General features: G+C 73.8%; 13 protein-coding genes and 1 pseudogene. 8 read left to right on the top strand and 6 right to left on the bottom strand.

Annotated features, from left to right (window positions below):
• Positions 1 to 133: 133 nt before the first annotated feature.
• From EF918_RS21305 to EF918_RS21290, 4 genes are all read left to right on the top strand, one after another.
• The gene (locus EF918_RS21305; protein WP_125648992.1) at positions 134 to 682 is read left to right on the top strand and encodes a MarR family winged helix-turn-helix transcriptional regulator; all 549 of its coding nucleotides are present in this window, start codon (positions 134 to 136) and stop codon (positions 680 to 682) included.
• 25 nt (positions 683 to 707) lie between these two features.
• Entirely contained in the window at positions 708 to 3638 is a 2931-nt protein-coding gene (locus EF918_RS21300) for an FAD-binding and (Fe-S)-binding domain-containing protein (protein WP_125648989.1), read from the top strand.
• A gap of 216 nt (positions 3639 to 3854) precedes the next feature.
• On the top strand, positions 3855 to 5777 hold the full coding sequence (locus EF918_RS21295) for an ABC transporter ATP-binding protein (RefSeq protein WP_125648986.1): 1923 nt from the start codon (positions 3855 to 3857) through the stop codon (positions 5775 to 5777).
• Positions 5774 to 7555: an ABC transporter ATP-binding protein gene (locus tag EF918_RS21290; protein WP_125648983.1), complete on the top strand. Its 1782-nt coding sequence runs from the start codon at positions 5774 to 5776 to the stop codon at positions 7553 to 7555. The genes EF918_RS21295 and EF918_RS21290 overlap by 4 nt, the downstream gene beginning before the upstream one ends.
• A gap of 218 nt (positions 7556 to 7773) precedes the next feature.
• On the opposite strand, the gene EF918_RS21285 is transcribed toward EF918_RS21290, so the two are convergent.
• A complete protein-coding gene (locus EF918_RS21285) occupies positions 7774 to 8565 on the bottom strand; it encodes a metal-dependent hydrolase (RefSeq protein WP_125648980.1) in 792 nt (263 codons plus the stop codon).
• A gap of 106 nt (positions 8566 to 8671) precedes the next feature.
• Here EF918_RS21285 and EF918_RS21280 point away from each other — a divergent pair, with 106 nt between their 5' ends.
• The 3 genes and pseudogenes from EF918_RS21280 to EF918_RS38360 all read left to right on the top strand — a co-directional run.
• Positions 8672 to 11194: an RNA helicase gene (locus EF918_RS21280; protein WP_125648977.1), complete on the top strand. Its 2523-nt coding sequence runs from the start codon at positions 8672 to 8674 to the stop codon at positions 11192 to 11194.
• A 148-nt stretch (positions 11195 to 11342) separates the two neighbouring features.
• Positions 11343 to 12245, top strand: coding sequence for an acyl-CoA thioesterase II (locus EF918_RS21275; protein WP_125648974.1), 903 nt, complete (start codon positions 11343 to 11345; stop codon positions 12243 to 12245).
• Positions 12194 to 12538: pseudogene (locus tag EF918_RS38360) on the top strand (YchJ family protein); the annotation flags it as partial. The gene EF918_RS21275 and the pseudogene EF918_RS38360, both read left to right, overlap by 52 nt.
• Here the strand turns inward: EF918_RS38360 and EF918_RS21265 are convergent.
• Positions 12502 to 13383, bottom strand: coding sequence for a DUF6397 family protein (locus EF918_RS21265; protein ID WP_125648971.1), 882 nt, complete (start codon positions 13381 to 13383; stop codon positions 12502 to 12504). The pseudogene EF918_RS38360 and the gene EF918_RS21265 sit on opposite strands and share 37 nt — an antisense overlap.
• A 110-nt stretch (positions 13384 to 13493) precedes the next feature.
• Positions 13494 to 13892, bottom strand: coding sequence for a roadblock/LC7 domain-containing protein (locus tag EF918_RS21260; RefSeq protein ID WP_125648968.1), 399 nt, complete (start codon positions 13890 to 13892; stop codon positions 13494 to 13496).
• Positions 13893 to 13975: 83 nt separating this feature from the next.
• Here EF918_RS21260 and EF918_RS21255 point away from each other — a divergent pair, with 83 nt between their 5' ends.
• On the top strand, positions 13976 to 14404 hold the full coding sequence (locus EF918_RS21255; protein WP_125648965.1) for a PPOX class F420-dependent oxidoreductase: 429 nt from the start codon (positions 13976 to 13978) through the stop codon (positions 14402 to 14404).
• A 2-nt stretch (positions 14405 to 14406) separates the two neighbouring features.
• On the opposite strand, the gene EF918_RS21250 is transcribed toward EF918_RS21255, so the two are convergent.
• The 3 genes from EF918_RS21250 to EF918_RS21240 all read right to left on the bottom strand — a co-directional run bounded on the left by EF918_RS21250 (position 14407) and on the right by EF918_RS21240 (position 15966).
• The gene (locus EF918_RS21250; protein WP_125648995.1) at positions 14407 to 14994 is read right to left on the bottom strand and encodes an ATP/GTP-binding protein; all 588 of its coding nucleotides are present in this window, start codon (positions 14992 to 14994) and stop codon (positions 14407 to 14409) included.
• A gap of 122 nt (positions 14995 to 15116) precedes the next feature.
• Positions 15117 to 15497, bottom strand: a complete 381-nt coding sequence (locus EF918_RS21245; protein WP_125648962.1) for a DUF742 domain-containing protein — start codon at positions 15495 to 15497, stop codon at positions 15117 to 15119.
• 13 nt (positions 15498 to 15510) lie between these two features.
• A complete protein-coding gene (locus EF918_RS21240) occupies positions 15511 to 15966 on the bottom strand; it encodes a roadblock/LC7 domain-containing protein (RefSeq protein ID WP_125648959.1) in 456 nt (151 codons plus the stop codon).
• Positions 15967 to 16139 lie beyond the last annotated feature (173 nt).

The raw sequence follows: 16139 nt of genomic DNA, 5'->3' as shown, positions 1-16139 counted from the left end.
GGCGAGGGGACGCTGGGAGGGGGTCCAGCCGGGTTCGTCGTGGTGCATGGGCTCCTTCTCGGGACGAGGCGACGGAACACCGCTCATTGTTACCTGTGCTCACAGTGAGCGCCATCCTGTTAGGGTGCTTCGTATGAGCACCGCTTCCGACCTCCCCGGCCTCGGCCTCCCCGGCACGGACCCCACCGGCGGGTTCACCGAGGGCTTCACCGGCAGGTTCAGCGACGCGCTGACCGACGGGGGCGACGCGCCCGACGGGATCCTCGCCGAGCAGCTGCTGCGGCTGACCCGGCGGCTGCACCGGATCCAGAAGCGCCACCTGGAACCCCTGGGCATCACCCCGGCCCAGTCCCGGCTGCTGCGGGTGGTCGCGCACTACCAGGGCGGGCAGCCGCCCCGGATGGCCGACCTCGCCGCCCGGCTGGAGGTCGTACCGCGTGCGGTGACCACGCTGGTCGACGGCCTGGAGGCGGCCGACTGCGTACGCCGCGCCCCCGACCCCGCCAACCGGCGGGTGGTCCGGATCGAGCTCACCGACACCGGACGCGCCACGCTGAGGCGGCTGCGCAACGCGCGGACGGCGGCGGCGGAGGAGATCCTTGCACCGTTGACCGCCGATCAGCGCGAGGTGCTCGGCGGGCTGCTGAACGCGCTGTCCGCAGGGACGGAACGCCGCTGCTGACCACCGCCAGGGCAAGGGGGCCCGCATGCCGCTGCTGGAACCGAAGCGTTCGGCCCTGCGGCCGCACTCCGTGCGGGGGCCGGCCCCCGACCGGGTCCCCGACCGGCTGGCGGGCGGCACCCCGGCGCTGCTGCGCTCCGGGCTGACCGAGCTGCTGGGCCCGGAGAAGGTGCTGTGGAAGGTCTCCGACCTGGTGCGCTACGCCTCGGACGCCTCCCCGTACCGGTTCGTGCCGCAGGTCGTGGTCCTCGCCGAGGACCTCGACGACATCTCCGCGGTCCTCTCCTACGCCCGCGGCCACCGGCACGAGGTGGTGTTCCGGGCCGCCGGCACCTCGCTCAACGGGCAGGCCCAGGGCGAGGACATCCTGGTCGACGTGCGCCGGCACTGGACCGGCGTCGACGTGCTGGAGGAGGGCCGGCGGGCCCGGATCCGACCCGGTACCACCGTGTTCCGCGCGAACGCCGCCCTCGCCCGGTACGGCCGGGTGCTCGGCCCCGACCCGGCCAGCGCGGTGGCCTGCACCGTGGGCGGGGTGGTCGCCAACAACGCCTCGGGCATGACCGCGGGCACCACCCGCAACGCCTACCGCACGCTGTCCTCCCTGACCCTGGTGCTGCCGGGCGGCACGGTGGTGGACACCGCCGACCCGCTGGCCGACGAGGAGCTGGCCCGGGCCGAACCGGCGCTGTGCCGGGGGCTGCTGGAGCTCAAGCGCGAGATCGAGGCCGATGCGGAACTGGTCGCCCGGATCCGTGCCAAGTACGCGATCAAGAACACCACCGGCTACCGGCTCGACGCCTTCCTGGACGGCACCACGCCGGTGGAGATCCTGCGCGGGCTCGCGGTCGGGTCGGAGGGCACCCTCGGGTTCATCGCCGAGACGGTGTTCGACACGCTGCCGCTGGACCGGCTGGCGCTCAGCGCGCTGCTGTTCTTCCCCTCGCTGCCCGCGGCGGCCGCCGCCGTGCCGCGGTTCAACGGGGCCGGGGCGGTCGCCGTCGAGCTGATGGACGGCAACACGCTGCGGGCCTCGGTCAGCGTGGCCGGCGTACCGGCGGACTGGGCCCGGCTGCCGCCGGGCACGACCGCGCTGCTGGTGGAGTTCCGGGCACCGGACGAGCCGGGCCGGGCGGAGTACGCCCGGCGCGCGGCCGGACTGCTGGCCGGACTGGAACTGGTGGCCCCGGTCCCCTCGGTGACCAACGCCTTCACCGACGACCCGGCGGTGATCGCCGGGTACTGGAAGGCCCGCAAGGCCTTCGTGACCGCCGTCGGCGGGGCCCGGCCCGCCGGGTCCACGCTGATCACCGAGGATTTCGCGGTGCCGCCGGACCGGCTGGCCGAGGCCTGCGCAGCCCTGCTGGCGCTCCAGGCCGAGCACGGTTTCGACGCCGCCGTCGCCGGCCACGCCGCCCACGGCAACCTGCACTTCCTGCTGGCCTTCGACGCCGGTGAGCCCGCCGACGTGGAACGCTACGCCGCCTTCATGGACGCGTTCTGCCGGCTGACCGTGGAGCGGTTCGACGGCTCGCTCAAGGCGGAGCACTCCACCGGGCGCAACATGGCCCCGTACCTGGAACTGGAGTGGGGGCCGCGGGCCACCGACCTGATGTGGCGCACCAAACGGCTGGTCGACCCGCACGGGGTGCTCGCCCCGCGGATCCTGCTCGACCGCGATCCGCGCGCCCACCTGCGCGGGCTCAAGACGATTCCCCGGGTCGAGGCGGTCGCGGACCCCTGCATCGAGTGCGGGTTCTGCGAACCGACCTGCCCCAGCCAGGACCTGACGACCACTCCGCGCCAGCGGATCGTGCTGCGCCGCGAGATGCTGCGGCAGGAGCCCGGCTCCCCCGTGCTGGACGGGCTGCTGGAGGCGTACGGCTACGACGCGGTGGACACCTGTGCCGTGGACTCCACCTGCGCGCTCGCCTGCCCCGTCGGCATCGACACCGGCGCGATGATGCGCGAGTTCCGCGGTCGGCGGCACGGGGCACGCGAGGAGCGGGCCGCGGAGCGGGCGGCGCGGCACTTCGCGGCGGTGGAGCGGGCGGCCCGCCGGGCGGTGGCCGCCGCCGACGCGGTGCCGGACCGGATCGCGGACCGGCTGCTGGGCGCGGCGACGGGCGCCGTGCGCAGGGCCGTACGTCCCGACCTGGTGCCGCGGTGGCTGCCGCAGGTGCCGGGGGCGGCCCCGAACCGGCTGCCCGCCACCCGGCGGGTGGGCGCCGCCGCCGTGTACTACCCGGCCTGCGTCAACCGGATCTTCGGCGGGCCCGCGGACGTCCTGCCGCTGCCGGAGGCGGTGGTGGCGGTGTCCGCGCGGGCCGGGAGACCGGTGTGGATCCCCGGGGACGTGACGGGCACCTGCTGCGCGACGATCTGGCACTCCAAGGGGTACGCGGCCGGCAACCGGGTGATGGCGAACCGGATCGTGGAGGCGGCCTGGGGCTGGACGGCCGGCGGGCGGCTGCCGCTGGTCGTCGACGCCTCGTCCTGCGCCCTGGGTCTGGCCCACGAGGTGGTGCCGTACCTGAGCGGGCCCAACCGTGAGCTGCACGCCGCACTGACCGTGCTGGACTCGGTGGTGTGGGCGGCCCGGGAGCTGCTGCCGCACCTGGAGGTGCGCCGGACGGTGGGCTCGGCGGTGCTCCACCCCACCTGTTCGATGCGCCATCTGGGTGATGAGGCGGAGCTGCGGGAGGTGGCCGCGGCCTGTGCCGCGCAGGTGGTGGTGCCGGACGACGCGGGCTGCTGCGCCTTCGCCGGCGACCGCGGCATGCTGCACCCGGAGCTGACCGCGTCCGCGACCCGCCCGGAGGCGGCGGAAGTGCGGGCGCAGGCCTACGACGTGCACCTTTCGGCCAACCGGATGTGCGAGGTGGGGATGGACCGGGCCACCGGCCGCCGCTACCGGTCGGTGCTCCAGGAACTGGAACGGGCGACCCGGACCTGATCCGAGCCGCCCGCCGGGGCGTCCGCCGGGCCGCCGGGCCGCCCGCGGCAGCGGGCGACGGACGGCCCCGGGCCCCTCCGGTGGCCGTCCCGTCCCCCGGAAAATCGATTGCCCAGGACGTCCCGGAGGACCAACCTGACACGGTCCGGCCACCCGCCCGGACCGACCACTCGTCGGGTCGACCACTCGTCGAGTCCTTCCGAGTCATGGGGTTTCATGCAGATCAGCGATCTTCCCTACCCGGATCCAGGGGTGCCCGACGCCCGGTCCGGGCCCCGGTTCCTGTGGTGGCTCGGGCGCAACCAGCTGGGCAACCAGCTCGTCGCGCTGGGCTGGGGGCTGCTGCACTTCTGCGGGATCGCCGGTCTGCCGTTCGCGGTGGGCCTGGGGGTCGAGGCGGTCGTGGACCGCGACGGCGGCCGACTGCTCCAGGTGGGCGGGCTGCTCCTGCTGGCGGGCGCCGCCATCGCCGTCGGCGACACGATGCTCCACCGCGCGGCCGTCACCAACTGGATCACCGCCGCCGCGCGGGTGCAGCAGCTGCTCGCGCGGAAGACGGCCGAGCTGGGCGCGGCCCTGACCCGGCGGGTGGCGGCGGGCGAGGTGGTGGCCGTCTCCACCGGTGACGTGGAGAAGATCGGCTGGTTCGTGGAGGCGGTCTCCCGCTTCCTCGCGGCGGCCTTCGCCGTGGTCGTGATCTGCATCGGGCTGCTGGTCCTCTCGCCGGCCCTCGGCATGGTCGTGGCCGTCGGTGTGCCGCTGCTGGCCCTGGCCGTGCTGCCGCTGCTGCCGCGCGCCACCCGGCGCGCCGACGCCCAGCGGGAGAAGGCGGGCCGGGCGACCGAGCTGGCCTCGGACACCGTGGCCGGGCTCCGGGTGCTGCGCGGCATCGGCGGCGAGGAACTGTTCCTGGGGCGCTACCGGGACGCCTCCCAGGAGGTCCGGAAGGCCGCCGTGCACAGCGCCCGGATGTGGTCGCTGATCTCGGCCCTCCAGGTGCTGCTGCCGGGCGCGCTGCTGGTCACCGTGGTCCGGTACGGCGCCGCGCTGGTGCAGGACGACCGGATCGCGGTCGGTGAACTGGTCACGGCGTTCAGCGCGGTGACCACGATGCTCTACCCGCTGCGGCACGTGGAGGAGATCGCCATGGCGTACTCCTTCTCCCGGCCGTCGGCGAAGCGGGCGGCGCGGGTGCTGTCGCTGACCCGGGAGGCGCCCGCCGCACCGGCCGCGGAGCGTCCGGCGGCGGTGGCCGCGCCGGAACCGGGCGGGGACCTCTACGACCCGGAGACCGGTGTGCTGGCCCCGGCGGGCCTGCTGACGGCCCTGGTGTGCGGCGACCCGGACCTGGCGGGCCGGCTGGCGGAGCGGCTCGGCGGCCATCCGGCCGAGCCGGGGGCGGGCGCCCCCGTCCTGCTGGGCGGCGTACCGCTGGACGCACTGGAGCGGGACCGGGCGCGCACGCTGGTCCTGGTCCAGGACAAGGACCCGGTGCTGCTGTCCGGGACGCTGCGCGAACTGCTCGACGTACCGTCCTCCGGGCAGGTCCCGGCGGCGGACGCGCTGGGCGCGGCGCAGTGCGCGGACGTGCTGGAGGCGCTGGTGCAGTCCGCGCCGGACGGGGTCACCGACCCGATGGACGCGCGGATCACCGAGCGGGGCCGGTCGCTGTCCGGCGGACAGCGCCAGCGGCTGGCGCTCGCCCGGTCGCTGGTCACCGATCCCGAGGTCCTGGTCCTGGACGAGCCGACCTCCGCGGTCGACTCGCACACCGAGGCCCGGATCGCCGAGGGGGTCGCCCGGCTGCGCCGGGGACGCACCACGGTGGTGCTGGCCTCGTCGCCCCTGCTGCTGGACCGGGCCGACCGGGTGGTGCTGGTGCACGAGGGCACGGTGGCGGCAGTCGGCACGCACCGGGAGCTCCTGCGCACCGAACCGCGCTACCGGACGGTGGTCACCCGGGAGACGGACGAGGAACAGCGGGCGGTGCGGCCGGTGGGCACGGCGGGACCGGCGGTCCCGGCGGTCCCGGCGGTCCCGGCCGCGGGACGGCCGGCCCCTGGACGCACGGCGGACAGGACGGCGGACCTGGCGGCCGACCTGACGGCGGAACTGACGGAGATCGAGGAGTCGGCATGATCGGCATGGCACCGCCGTCCTACGATCCGGCGGCGCCCGAAACGGCGGCCACCCTGCCGGTGGGCACCCCGGCGACCGTGCGCACGTACGTGGGCACGCTGCTGCGCCGGCACCGGCGGGCGTTCGTGGCGCTGGTGGCCGTGAACGCGGTCGCGGTGGTCTCCTCCATGATCGGCCCGTACCTGCTGGGTGAGGTCGTCGACGACCTCGCCGGCGGGGCGCGCGAGCTCCATCTGGGGCGGGTGACGCTGCTGTTCGCGCTGGCGCTGGCCGTCCAGACGGTGTTCGTCCGGCTGGTCCGGCTGCGCGGGGCGATGCTCGGCGAGGAGATGCTGGCCGATCTGCGCGAGGACTTCCTGGTGCGGTCGGTGGGTCTGCCGCCGGGCGTGCTGGAACGGGCCGGCACCGGTGACCTGCTCTCGCGGATCACCACCGACGTCGACCGGCTGGCCAACGCGATGCGCGAGGCCGTGCCGCAGCTGGCCATCGGTGTGGTGTGGGTCGGGCTGCTGTTCGGGGCGCTCGCCGTGACCGCGCCGCCGCTGGCCCTGGCCGCGCTCCTGGCGCTGCCGGTGCTGCTGATCGGCTGCCGCTGGTACTTCCGGCGGGCGCCGTCGGCGTACCGGTCGGAGGCTGCCGGGTACGCGGCGGTGGCGGCGGCACTCACCGAGACGGTGGACGCCGGCCGCACGGTCGAGGCGCACCGGCTGGGCCGCCGCCGGATCGCCCTGTCGGAGCGGCGGATCACGCAGTGGACGGCCTGGGAGCGGTACACGCTGTTCCTGCGCAGCGTGCTGTTCCCGGTCATCAACGTCACCTTCGTCACCATCCTCGGTGCGGTCCTGCTGATCGGCGGCTCCTGCGTGCTGCAGGGCTGGCTGTCGGTGGGTCAGCTGACGACGGGTGCGCTGCTGGCCCAGATGATGGTCGACCCGATCGGACTGATCCTGCGCTGGTACGACGAGCTCCAGATCGCCCAGGTGTCCCTGGCCCGGCTGGTGGGCGTGCGCGAGATCGAGCCGGACGCGGGGGACGCGGGCGTCGCACCCGAGGGCCGCGACGTGCGGGCGGACGAGGTCCGCTTCGGCTACCGCGAGGGCGTGGACGTCCTGCACGAGGTGTCCCTGTCCGTGCCGCCCGGCACCCGGGTGGCGCTGGTCGGCCCCTCGGGCGCAGGCAAGTCCACGCTGGGCCGGCTCCTGGCGGGCATCTACGCGCCCCGGGCCGGCGAGGTCACCCTCGGCGGGGCCCGGCTGTCGAAGATGCCGGCCGAGCGGATCCGGGAACACGTGGCGCTGGTCAACCAGGAGCACCACGTGTTCGTCGGAACCCTGCGCGACAACCTGCGGCTGGCCCGGACGGACGCCGAGGACGCCGAGCTGTGGACGGCGCTCGCGGCGGTGGACGCCGAGGACTGGGCACGGGCGCTGGAGGAGGGCCTGGACACCGAGGTGGGCTCCGGCGGGACCGCCCTGACCCCGGCCCAGGCGCAGCAGATCGCCCTGGCCCGGCTGGTGCTGGCCGACCCGCACACGCTGGTGCTGGACGAGGCCACCTCGCTGCTGGACCCGCGCGCGGCCCGGCACCTGGAGCGGTCACTGGCCCGGGTGCTGGACGGACGCACGGTCGTCGCGATCGCGCACCGGCTGCACACCGCCCACGACGCGGACGTGATCGCCGTGGTGGAGGGCGGCCGGATCAGCGAACTCGGCTCCCACGACCAGCTCGTGGCCGCGGACGGCGCGTACGCGGCCCTCTGGCGCTCCTGGCACGGCTGACCGGCTCAGGACCGGGCCCCTGGGCGGGCCCCGGCCGGCCCGGGTGGGCCCCGGCCGGCCCGGGTGGGCCCCGGCCGGCCCGGGTGGGCCGCGGCCGGCCCGGGCGCCCGTACGGAGCCCGGGTCCCCGGGGCCAGGGCCGGTCCGGCCCGGGCGGGCCCGTACGGAGCCCCGGGGGCCAGGGCCGGTCCGGCCCTGGTCCGCCGGACCGGCCCTGGGCTAGATGAACCCGAGGGCCGAGGCCCCGCCCATACCGCCGAGCAGCATGAACACGGGCATCAGCACCTTCAGCTCGACCCAGCTGCCGGCGCGGAAGCGAAGCCCCTTCGGCGGGCCCACGGGGTACCAGCGCTTGCCCGCGATCGGGACCGGCCACAGGATCGGGCAGCCCGACACGGTCAGCGCGTCGCCGATGTCGTGGACCAGCGCGCCGAGCACGATCGGCAGACCGAGCCAGAGGTACTCCTGGCCCGGGCCGGTGAACAGCCAGCCCGCGCCACCGCCCGGCCCGTCCAGGACCCCGGCCAGGATCCACGCGCTGGTCGCACCGAGCAGCCAGACGAGCACGTCGCTGGAGACCCGGGCGGCCCGCCACAGCAGCCCCTCCACGGCCAGCACCAGGTGGACGAAGAGCAGGGCCAGCACACCCCAGCGGTCGGCGGTGACCGCGAGGGCGGAGGAGCCGGCGCCGACCAGGACCGCCCACAGCCAGGTGTGCGTCAGGGTGCGGTGACCACCGGAACGGCGGGGGTCGTGGGAGGTACGGGTGGCCTTGTAGACGGCATAGGAGAGCTTGTCGACCACCTCGCACAGGCCCCGCGAGAGCGGTCCGAAGGCGCGGGAGATCGTCGCCGACTTGTGGTCGAGGTCGGGCGCCAGGGCCGCCCCGGCGCAGATCAGCGCGCCCACGACGAGCACGGGCCAGGGCATCGGCCGGTCCAGTGCCGCGGCCGCGGCACCCACTCCCAGCCAGGCGGCCGCCCCCGACAGTGAGTGTGCCGGACCCATCATGGTTGTTCCCGCCCCGGTGGTGTGGTGATCGTCGACGGCCCACCCTATCGTCCGGTGATCTTCGATTCCGCCTCCGGTTCCCGCATCGGGCGGTCGGCCAGGCAAGATGGGGGGCGTGACACTCATTGATCAGCTGCCGCCGACCGCCGACCCCGACGCCCTCTTCGAGGCCTTCTCCTCGTGGGCGGAGGACCAGGGCATCACCCTGTACCCGGCTCAGGAGGAGGCGCTGATCGAGGTCGTCTCCGGGGCGAACGTGATCCTGTCCACCCCGACCGGCTCCGGCAAGAGCCTGGTCGCGGCCGGCGCGCACTTCACCGCGCTGGCCCAGGACAAGGTCACCTTCTACACCGCCCCGATCAAGGCGCTGGTGTCGGAGAAGTTCTTCGACCTGTGCAAGCTGTTCGGCACCGAGAACGTCGGCATGCTGACCGGCGACGCCTCCGTGAACGCGGACGCCCCCGTGATCTGCTGCACCGCCGAGGTGCTCGCCTCCATCGCCCTGCGCGACGGCAAGGACGCCGACATCGGCCAGGTCGTGATGGACGAATTCCACTTCTATGCCGAACCGGACCGCGGCTGGGCCTGGCAGATCCCGCTGCTGGAGCTTCCGCAGGCGCAGTTCGTGCTGATGTCGGCGACGCTCGGCGACGTGTCGCGGTTCGAGGAGGACCTGACCCGCCGCACCGGCCGCCCCACGTCGGTGGTGCGCTCGGCCACCCGGCCCGTCCCGCTGTCCTACGAGTACGTCACCACGCCGATCACCGACACCCTGACCGAGCTGCTGTCGACGAAGCAGGCCCCCGTCTACATCGTCCACTTCACCCAGGCCCAGGCCGTGGAGCGGGCGCAGTCGCTGATGAGCATCAACATGTGCTCGCGCGAGGAGAAGGACAAGATCGCCGAGCTGATCGGCAACTTCCGCTTCACCACCAAGTTCGGCAAGAACCTCTCCCGCTACGTGCGCCACGGCATCGGCGTGCACCACGCGGGCATGCTGCCCAAGTACCGGCGGCTGGTGGAGAAGCTGGCCCAGGCCGGTCTGCTGAAGGTCATCTGCGGCACCGACACCCTCGGGGTCGGGGTCAACGTCCCGATCCGCACCGTGCTCTTCACCGCCCTCACCAAGTACGACGGCAACCGGGTGCGCACCCTGCGCGCCCGCGAGTTCCACCAGATCGCCGGGCGGGCCGGACGCGCCGGATTCGACACGGCCGGCTTCGTGGTGGCGCAGGCGCCCGAGCACGTCATCGAGAACGAGAAGGCGCTCGCCAAGGCCGGCGACGACCCGAAGAAGCGCCGCAAGGTGGTCCGCAAGAAGGCGCCCGAGGGCTTCGTCGGCTGGACCGACACCACCTTCGAGAAGCTGATCGCCTCCGAGCCGGAGCCGCTGACCTCCCGCTTCAAGGTCACCAACATCATGCTCCTGTCGGTGATCGCCCGCCCGGGCAACGCCTTCGAGGCGATGCGCCGGCTGCTGGAGGACAACCACGAGCCCCGCAAGAACCAGCTGCGCCACATCCGCCGGGCCATCGCGATCTACCGGTCGCTGCTGGACGGCGGGGTCGTGGAACAGCTCGACACGCCCGACGCCGAGGGCCGCACGATCCGGCTGACCGTGGACCTGCAGCAGGACTTCGCGCTCAACCAGCCGCTGTCCACCTTCGCCCTGGCCTCCTTCGACCTGCTCGACCCGGAGTCCCCCTCCTACGCCCTCGACATGGTGTCGGTGGTGGAGTCCACCCTCGACGACCCGCGGCAGATCCTGGCCGCCCAGCAGAACAAGGCGCGCGGCGAGGCCGTGAACGCCATGAAGGCGGACGGGGTCGAGTACGAGGAGCGGATGGAGCGCCTCCAGGAGGTCACCTATCCCAAGCCGCTGGAAGAACTCCTCCAGCACGCGTACGGCGTGTACCGCAAGAGCCACCCGTGGGTCGGGGACCACCCGGTCTCGCCCAAGTCGATCGTCCGCGACATGTACGAGCGGGCGCTGTCCTTCACCGAGTTCACCTCCTTCTACGAACTGGCCCGCACCGAGGGCATCGTGCTGCGCTACCTGGCCGGCGCGTACAAGGCGCTGGACCACACGATCCCGGACGACCTGAAGTCCGAGGACCTGGAGGACCTCATCGCCTGGCTGGGCGAGATGGTCCGCCAGGTCGACTCCAGCCTGCTGGACGAGTGGGAGCAGCTGGCGAACCCGGAGCTGGAGACGGCGGAGGAGGCCCAGGAGAAGGCCGACCAGGTCAAGCCGGTGACGGCGAACGCGCGGGCCTTCCGCGTGCTGGTCCGCAACGCCATGTTCCGCCGGGTGGAGCTGGCCGCCCTGGACCACGTCGAGGAGCTGGGCGAGCTGGACGCCGAGTCCGGCTGGGACGCCGACGCCTGGGGCGAGGCCATGGACGCGTACTGGGACGAGTACGAGGACCTGGGCACCGGCCCGGACGCCCGCGGCCCGAAGCTGCTGATGATCGAGGAGGACCCGGCGCACGGCCTGTGGCGCGTCCGCCAGACCTTCGCCGACCCGAACGGCGACCATGGCTGGGGCATCAGCGCCGAGGTCGACCTCGCGGCCTCGGACGAGGAAGGCCGGGCGGTCATCCGGGTCACCTCGGTCGGCGAACTCTGACCGGCCCGCCGGCCCGGCCATGGCCGGGGGCGGCGCTGACCGGCCCGCCGGCCGGGCCACGGCCGGGGGTACCGACCGTGCCGGCCGCAACGCCCGTACCGTCTGTACCGTCCGCACCTCCGGAACCGACAGCAGTGGAGATCCTCTGATGACGAACCCCGCCGAGAGACTCGTGGATCTGCTCGACCTGGAGCAGATCGAGGTCAACATCTTCCGCGGGCTCAGCCCGCAGGAGTCCCTCCAGCGTGTCTTCGGCGGCCAGGTGGCCGGCCAGGCACTGGTGGCCGCCGGCCGGACCGTCGAGAGCGACCGTCCGGTGCACTCGCTGCACGCGTACTTCCTGCGCCCCGGTATCCCCGGGGTGCCGATCGTGTACCAGGTGGAGCGGGTGCGCGACGGGCGTTCCTTCACCACGCGCCGGGTCACCGCGGTCCAGCAGGGCCGTACGATCTTCAACCTCACCGCCTCCTTCCATCACCCGGAGGAGGGCAGCATCGAGCACCAGCTGCCTCCCCGCCTCGACTTCCCCCATCCGGACACGCTGCCGAAGGTCGCGGACGAGATCCGCGAGCACCTGGGCGCCCTGCCCGAGGCGCTGGAGCGGATGGCCCGCCGCCAGCCCTTCGACATCCGGTACGTGGACCGGCTGCGCTGGACCCCCGAAGAGATCAAGTCGGCCGATTCCCGCAGCGCGGTGTGGATGCGTGCCGTCGGCCCGCTGGGCGACGACCCGCTGGTGCACACCTGCGCACTGACCTACGCCAGTGACATGACCCTCCTCGACGCCGTGCGCACCCCCGTGGAACCCCTGTGGGGCGTGCGCGGTTTCGACATGGCCTCCCTCGACCACGCCATGTGGTTCCACCGGCCGTTCCGGGCCGACGAGTGGTTCCTGTACGACCAGGAGTCACCCATCGCCCACGGCGGCCGGGGCCTGGCCCGCGGCCGCATCTACGACCTGGAAGGCAGGCTGCTGGTCTCCGTCGTCCAGGTCGTAGATGCGGCCGCTTCCACTCCGGCGCGCAGCAGGCGCCCACCGCCGAGCTGCTGATGCGGTCCCGGTTCAGCGCGTTCGCCGTGGGCGACACCGCCTACCTGCTGCGGTCCTGGCACTCCACGACCCGCCCCTCCCGGCTCGACCTGGATCCCGGGCAGCAGTGGGTCCGGCTGGAGATCCTCGGCACCGAACGGGGTGGGATGTTCGAGACCGAGGGGTCGGTCGAGTTCCGGGCGCACTACCGCGAGGGGAAGCACTCCGGCTCGCTGCAGGAGAACAGCAGCTTCACCCGTGAGGGTGGGGCCTGGGTCTACGTCGGCCCCCTCTCCCCCGTCGTCTTCGACTGAGGCCGGCGCCGGGCTCCGGTCAGGGTGAACGCCAGACCGCTGCGGTAGGAGTCGACTTCGTCGGGCTGCTCCGCGCGGAGCAGCCGCTCGGCGACCTGCGCGGCGGCCGGGGCCTGCGGATGGCCGTACGGCGGGGGCGGGGCCAGGCCGGACAGGAGCACCCGCTCCGCCTCGTCCGGCACGGCCTCCCGGACCGTCTCCTCGGGCAGGACGGAGGCGAGCACCGCGGCGCGGGCCCACGGGTCGGCGGTCCGTCTCAGCAGCAGCTCCACGTGCCGCTCCCGCCAGCGGCGGGGCCGCAGATCCGTCCCGGCCAGGATCAGCTCCCGGTCCTCCGGGGACACCCCGCCGCGCAGCGGCCCCGGCTGCTCCCGCCGGGCGAACTCCCGTAACTCCCGGGCCAGATAGAGCCAGACCACGGCACGGTAGCGGTTGATCCGATAGGCCACGGGCACCACGTGCCCGCACCGGGCGAGCCGGGTGAACCGGCTCGGGCCGATCCCGAGCAGCTCGGCCGCGGCCGCCGCGCCCACCGTCTCGACCTGCTCCCGCAGGTCCTCGGGGAACCCGGCCCCGGCCCTGACCCGCTCCAACTCGGCCCGGGCAAACCGCACTCCGGCCCCCGGCATGCGGGGCCCGGCCCGCACCAGCCCGAGCTGGACGGCCCGGTGGAACTCCCCGCGGCGCAGCCCCAGCTCTCCGGCGGCCCGCGCCCCGGGCACCAGCTCCTGCGCCCCCTCGGCCTCGCCCGGGCCGCCGACCACGCGCGCACCACCGACCACGCCCGCACCACCGGCAGCGGCCGCACCACCGACAGCGTCCGTACGCCTGTCCTGGACCTTCATGACGTCCTCCCCACACGCATCCACTACGTTGCGTGAAGAACGTAACCGAGCGTCACGACACCCGGCCAGGCCTGTGGATAACTCCCCCGACCGACTCCAGCCGACTCCGACTACCCGCCCGTGACCCGGCGTTCCGCCACCCCGAGGTGTTCGCCGACCCGGTTGACCAGGAGCGTCATCTCGTAGGCGACCTGGCCGATGTCGGCCTCCGCGCCGCTCAGGACGCACAGGCAGCTGCCGGGACCCGCGCCCATCACGAAGAGCACCCCGTCGTCGTACTCGACCATGGTCTGGCGGACCTCGCCCGCACGGAAATGGCGGCCCGAGCCCTTGGCCAGGCTCTGCAGGCCCGCCGAGACCGCGGCCAGATGCTCGGCGTCCTCCCTGGCCAGGCCGGCGCTCGCGCCGGTGACCAGGCCGTCGTTGGAGAGCACCACCGCATGCCGCACCTGCTGGACCCTGCGCGTCAGATCGTCCAGCAGCCAGTCGAGCTGCTTGTCCAGTGCCATTTCCGCCCCTCCCCGTCGTCCCCCGTGGTCATCGTTCCGCCAGCCTTCCCCACCAGGGGCTTTCCGGCAAGCACGATGTACCCATGGCGAGGAAGATGACTCAAGAGGAATGGCGGGCGTTCGTGAGCCGTTCCACGCGCACCGGCAAACTGGCCACCGTCCGGGCGGACGGAAGTCCGCACATCGCACCCATCTGGTTCGTTCTCGACGGCGACTCCCTCGTGTTCACCACCGGCAAGGACACCGTCAAGGGGCGGAATCTGGTCCGCGACGGCCGGGTCGCGCTCTGCGTGGACGACGAACGGCCGCCGTTCGCGTACGTCGTGCTCCACGGCCGGGCCGAGATCAGCGAGGACGCGGACGAGCGCCTCACCTGGGCGACCCGGATCGGCGGCCGCTACATGGGGGCGGACCGGGCCGAGGCCTTCGGGCGGCGCAATGCCGTGCCCGGTGAACTCCTGGTGCGGGTAAGGATCGACAAGGTCGTCTCCGAAACGGGCGTCGCCGACTGACCTCACGCCGGCCCCGCCTGGGGACCGACCGCTTCGAGCAGCCGGGCGGTGTGCACCCGCCCGGCGTACTCGACCAGCCTGATCAGCACTTCCTTCCCCGAGTCCTTGTCCCGCGCGTCGCACAGCACCACCGGCGTGCCCCGCTCCAGGTCCAGCGCCACGGCGACCTCGTGGGCGCCGTACGTCCGTGCTCCCGCGAAGCAGTTGACGGCGACGACGAACGGGATGCCGCGGTGCTCGAAGTAGTCCACCGCGGGGAAGCAGTCCTGCAGGCGCCGGGTGTCGGCGAGCACCACCGCGCCGAGGGCGCCCTGCGCGAGCTCGTCCCACAGGAACCAGAACCGGTCCTGCCCGGGCGTGCCGAACAGGTACAGCGCCAGTCCCGACCGGATGGTGATGCGCCCGAAGTCCATGGCGACCGTGGTGGTGGTCTTGTGGTCCACCCCGCCGGTGTCGTCGACGCGTTCGCCCGCCTCGCTGAGGAGTTCCTCCGTCCGCAGGGGGCGGATCTCGCTCACCGCCCCGACCATGGTGGTCTTGCCGGCCCCGAAACCGCCCGCCACCAGGATCTTCAACGCGAGCGCGGCCAGCTCGGGCTCCGGCTCCGGCTCGTGCCCGGCCTCCGCCCGCGGCCCCGGACCCGGGCCCGTTTCCCCTTGCGGCTGCGGCGTCGGCGCCGCCTCCCGTCCCGCGTCCGCTCCGTAGCGTCCCGTCACAGTGCTCTCAACCCCTCGATGACTTCCCGCAGAATCCGCTCGTCCGGCAGCTGCGCCGCCGGTACGGGTCTGCTGACCCGCACGTGCCCCGCTTCCAGCAGGTCCCCCAGCAGTACGCGCACCACGCCGACCGGCAGGTCGGCGTCGGCGGCGAGTTCCGCGACCGACTGCGTCTCGGCCCGGCAGAGCCCGAGCAGCGACCGGTGCTCGGGCCCGAGCAGGGCCTCGTCCCCGGTGTCGGCCCCGCCCGGTTCCACGGCCACCAGCGCGATCAGGTCGAACCGGACGCCGTGCGGCCCCGGCTTGGTCCGGCCTCCGGTCACGGCGTACGGGCGGACCAGCGGGCCCGCCTCGGCGTCGTACCACTGGACGTTCATGGATCGGACCGCCTCAGCCCGCGGCCGGCGGCCGCACGGCGGCCCGCGGCGGTGTGTACAGGTGCTCGCCCACGCGTTTGACCAACCGGGCCATCTCGTAGGCGATCAGCCCGATGTCGGCGCCGGCCGCGCTGAGGACGGCCAGGCAGGAACCGTCACCGGCGGTGGCGACGAAGAGGCAGCCCTCGTCCATCTCGACCATGGTCTGGCGCACCTCACCGACCCGGAAGTGCCGGCCGGCACCCTTGGCCAGGCTGTGGAACCCGGAGGCCACGGCGGCCAGGTGCTCGGCGTCGTCGCGGCCCAGTCCGGTGGAGGCGCCCACGGCCAGGCCGTCGTTGGACAGGACGACGGCGTGCCGGACCTCACGGACCCGGACCACGAGGTCGTCCAGCAGCCAGTCGAGTTCGCCGGACCGGCGGACGCGGTCCAGGTCGACGCCCAGGCCGGTTCTCTGGTGTTCGATCATCCTTCTTCTCCTTCGTAGCCTGAGCGGCGGGAGTCGTCCGACGCCGTCCCGGCGCCGCGCGTCCAGCCGTCGCGGTAGGCGGTCATCCGCGCGCGGGCCTCCTCGGGGCTGCGCCCGCGCGCACCACTGCCGCCGGCAGGCCCGGCTGCCCCGGCGACCCCGACGGGCCCGGC

Origin of the sequence: Streptomyces sp. WAC06614 (assembly GCF_003949795.1) — a bacterium.
GTDB lineage: Bacteria > Actinomycetota > Actinomycetes > Streptomycetales > Streptomycetaceae > Streptomyces.
The sequence above is the reverse complement of the archived record's forward strand: the minus strand, read 5'-3'. Positions and strand labels throughout refer to the sequence as shown.

Coding starts and splice junctions, on each gene's coding strand:
- EF918_RS21305 (WP_125648992.1), top strand. CDS start 134: ATGAGCACCGCTTCCGACCTCCCCGGCCTCGGCCTCCCCGGCACGGAC.
- EF918_RS21300 (WP_125648989.1), top strand. CDS start 708: ATGCCGCTGCTGGAACCGAAGCGTTCGGCCCTGCGGCCGCACTCCGTG.
- EF918_RS21295 (WP_125648986.1), top strand. CDS start 3,855: ATGCAGATCAGCGATCTTCCCTACCCGGATCCAGGGGTGCCCGACGCC.
- EF918_RS21290 (WP_125648983.1), top strand. CDS start 5,774: ATGATCGGCATGGCACCGCCGTCCTACGATCCGGCGGCGCCCGAAACG.
- EF918_RS21285 (WP_125648980.1), bottom strand. CDS start 8,565: ATGATGGGTCCGGCACACTCACTGTCGGGGGCGGCCGCCTGGCTGGGA.
- EF918_RS21280 (WP_125648977.1), top strand. CDS start 8,672: ATGGGGGGCGTGACACTCATTGATCAGCTGCCGCCGACCGCCGACCCC.
- EF918_RS21275 (WP_125648974.1), top strand. CDS start 11,343: ATGACGAACCCCGCCGAGAGACTCGTGGATCTGCTCGACCTGGAGCAG.
- EF918_RS21265 (WP_125648971.1), bottom strand. CDS start 13,383: ATGAAGGTCCAGGACAGGCGTACGGACGCTGTCGGTGGTGCGGCCGCT.
- EF918_RS21260 (WP_125648968.1), bottom strand. CDS start 13,892: ATGGCACTGGACAAGCAGCTCGACTGGCTGCTGGACGATCTGACGCGC.
- EF918_RS21255 (WP_125648965.1), top strand. CDS start 13,976: ATGGCGAGGAAGATGACTCAAGAGGAATGGCGGGCGTTCGTGAGCCGT.
- EF918_RS21245 (WP_125648962.1), bottom strand. CDS start 15,497: ATGAACGTCCAGTGGTACGACGCCGAGGCGGGCCCGCTGGTCCGCCCG.
- EF918_RS21240 (WP_125648959.1), bottom strand. CDS start 15,966: ATGATCGAACACCAGAGAACCGGCCTGGGCGTCGACCTGGACCGCGTC.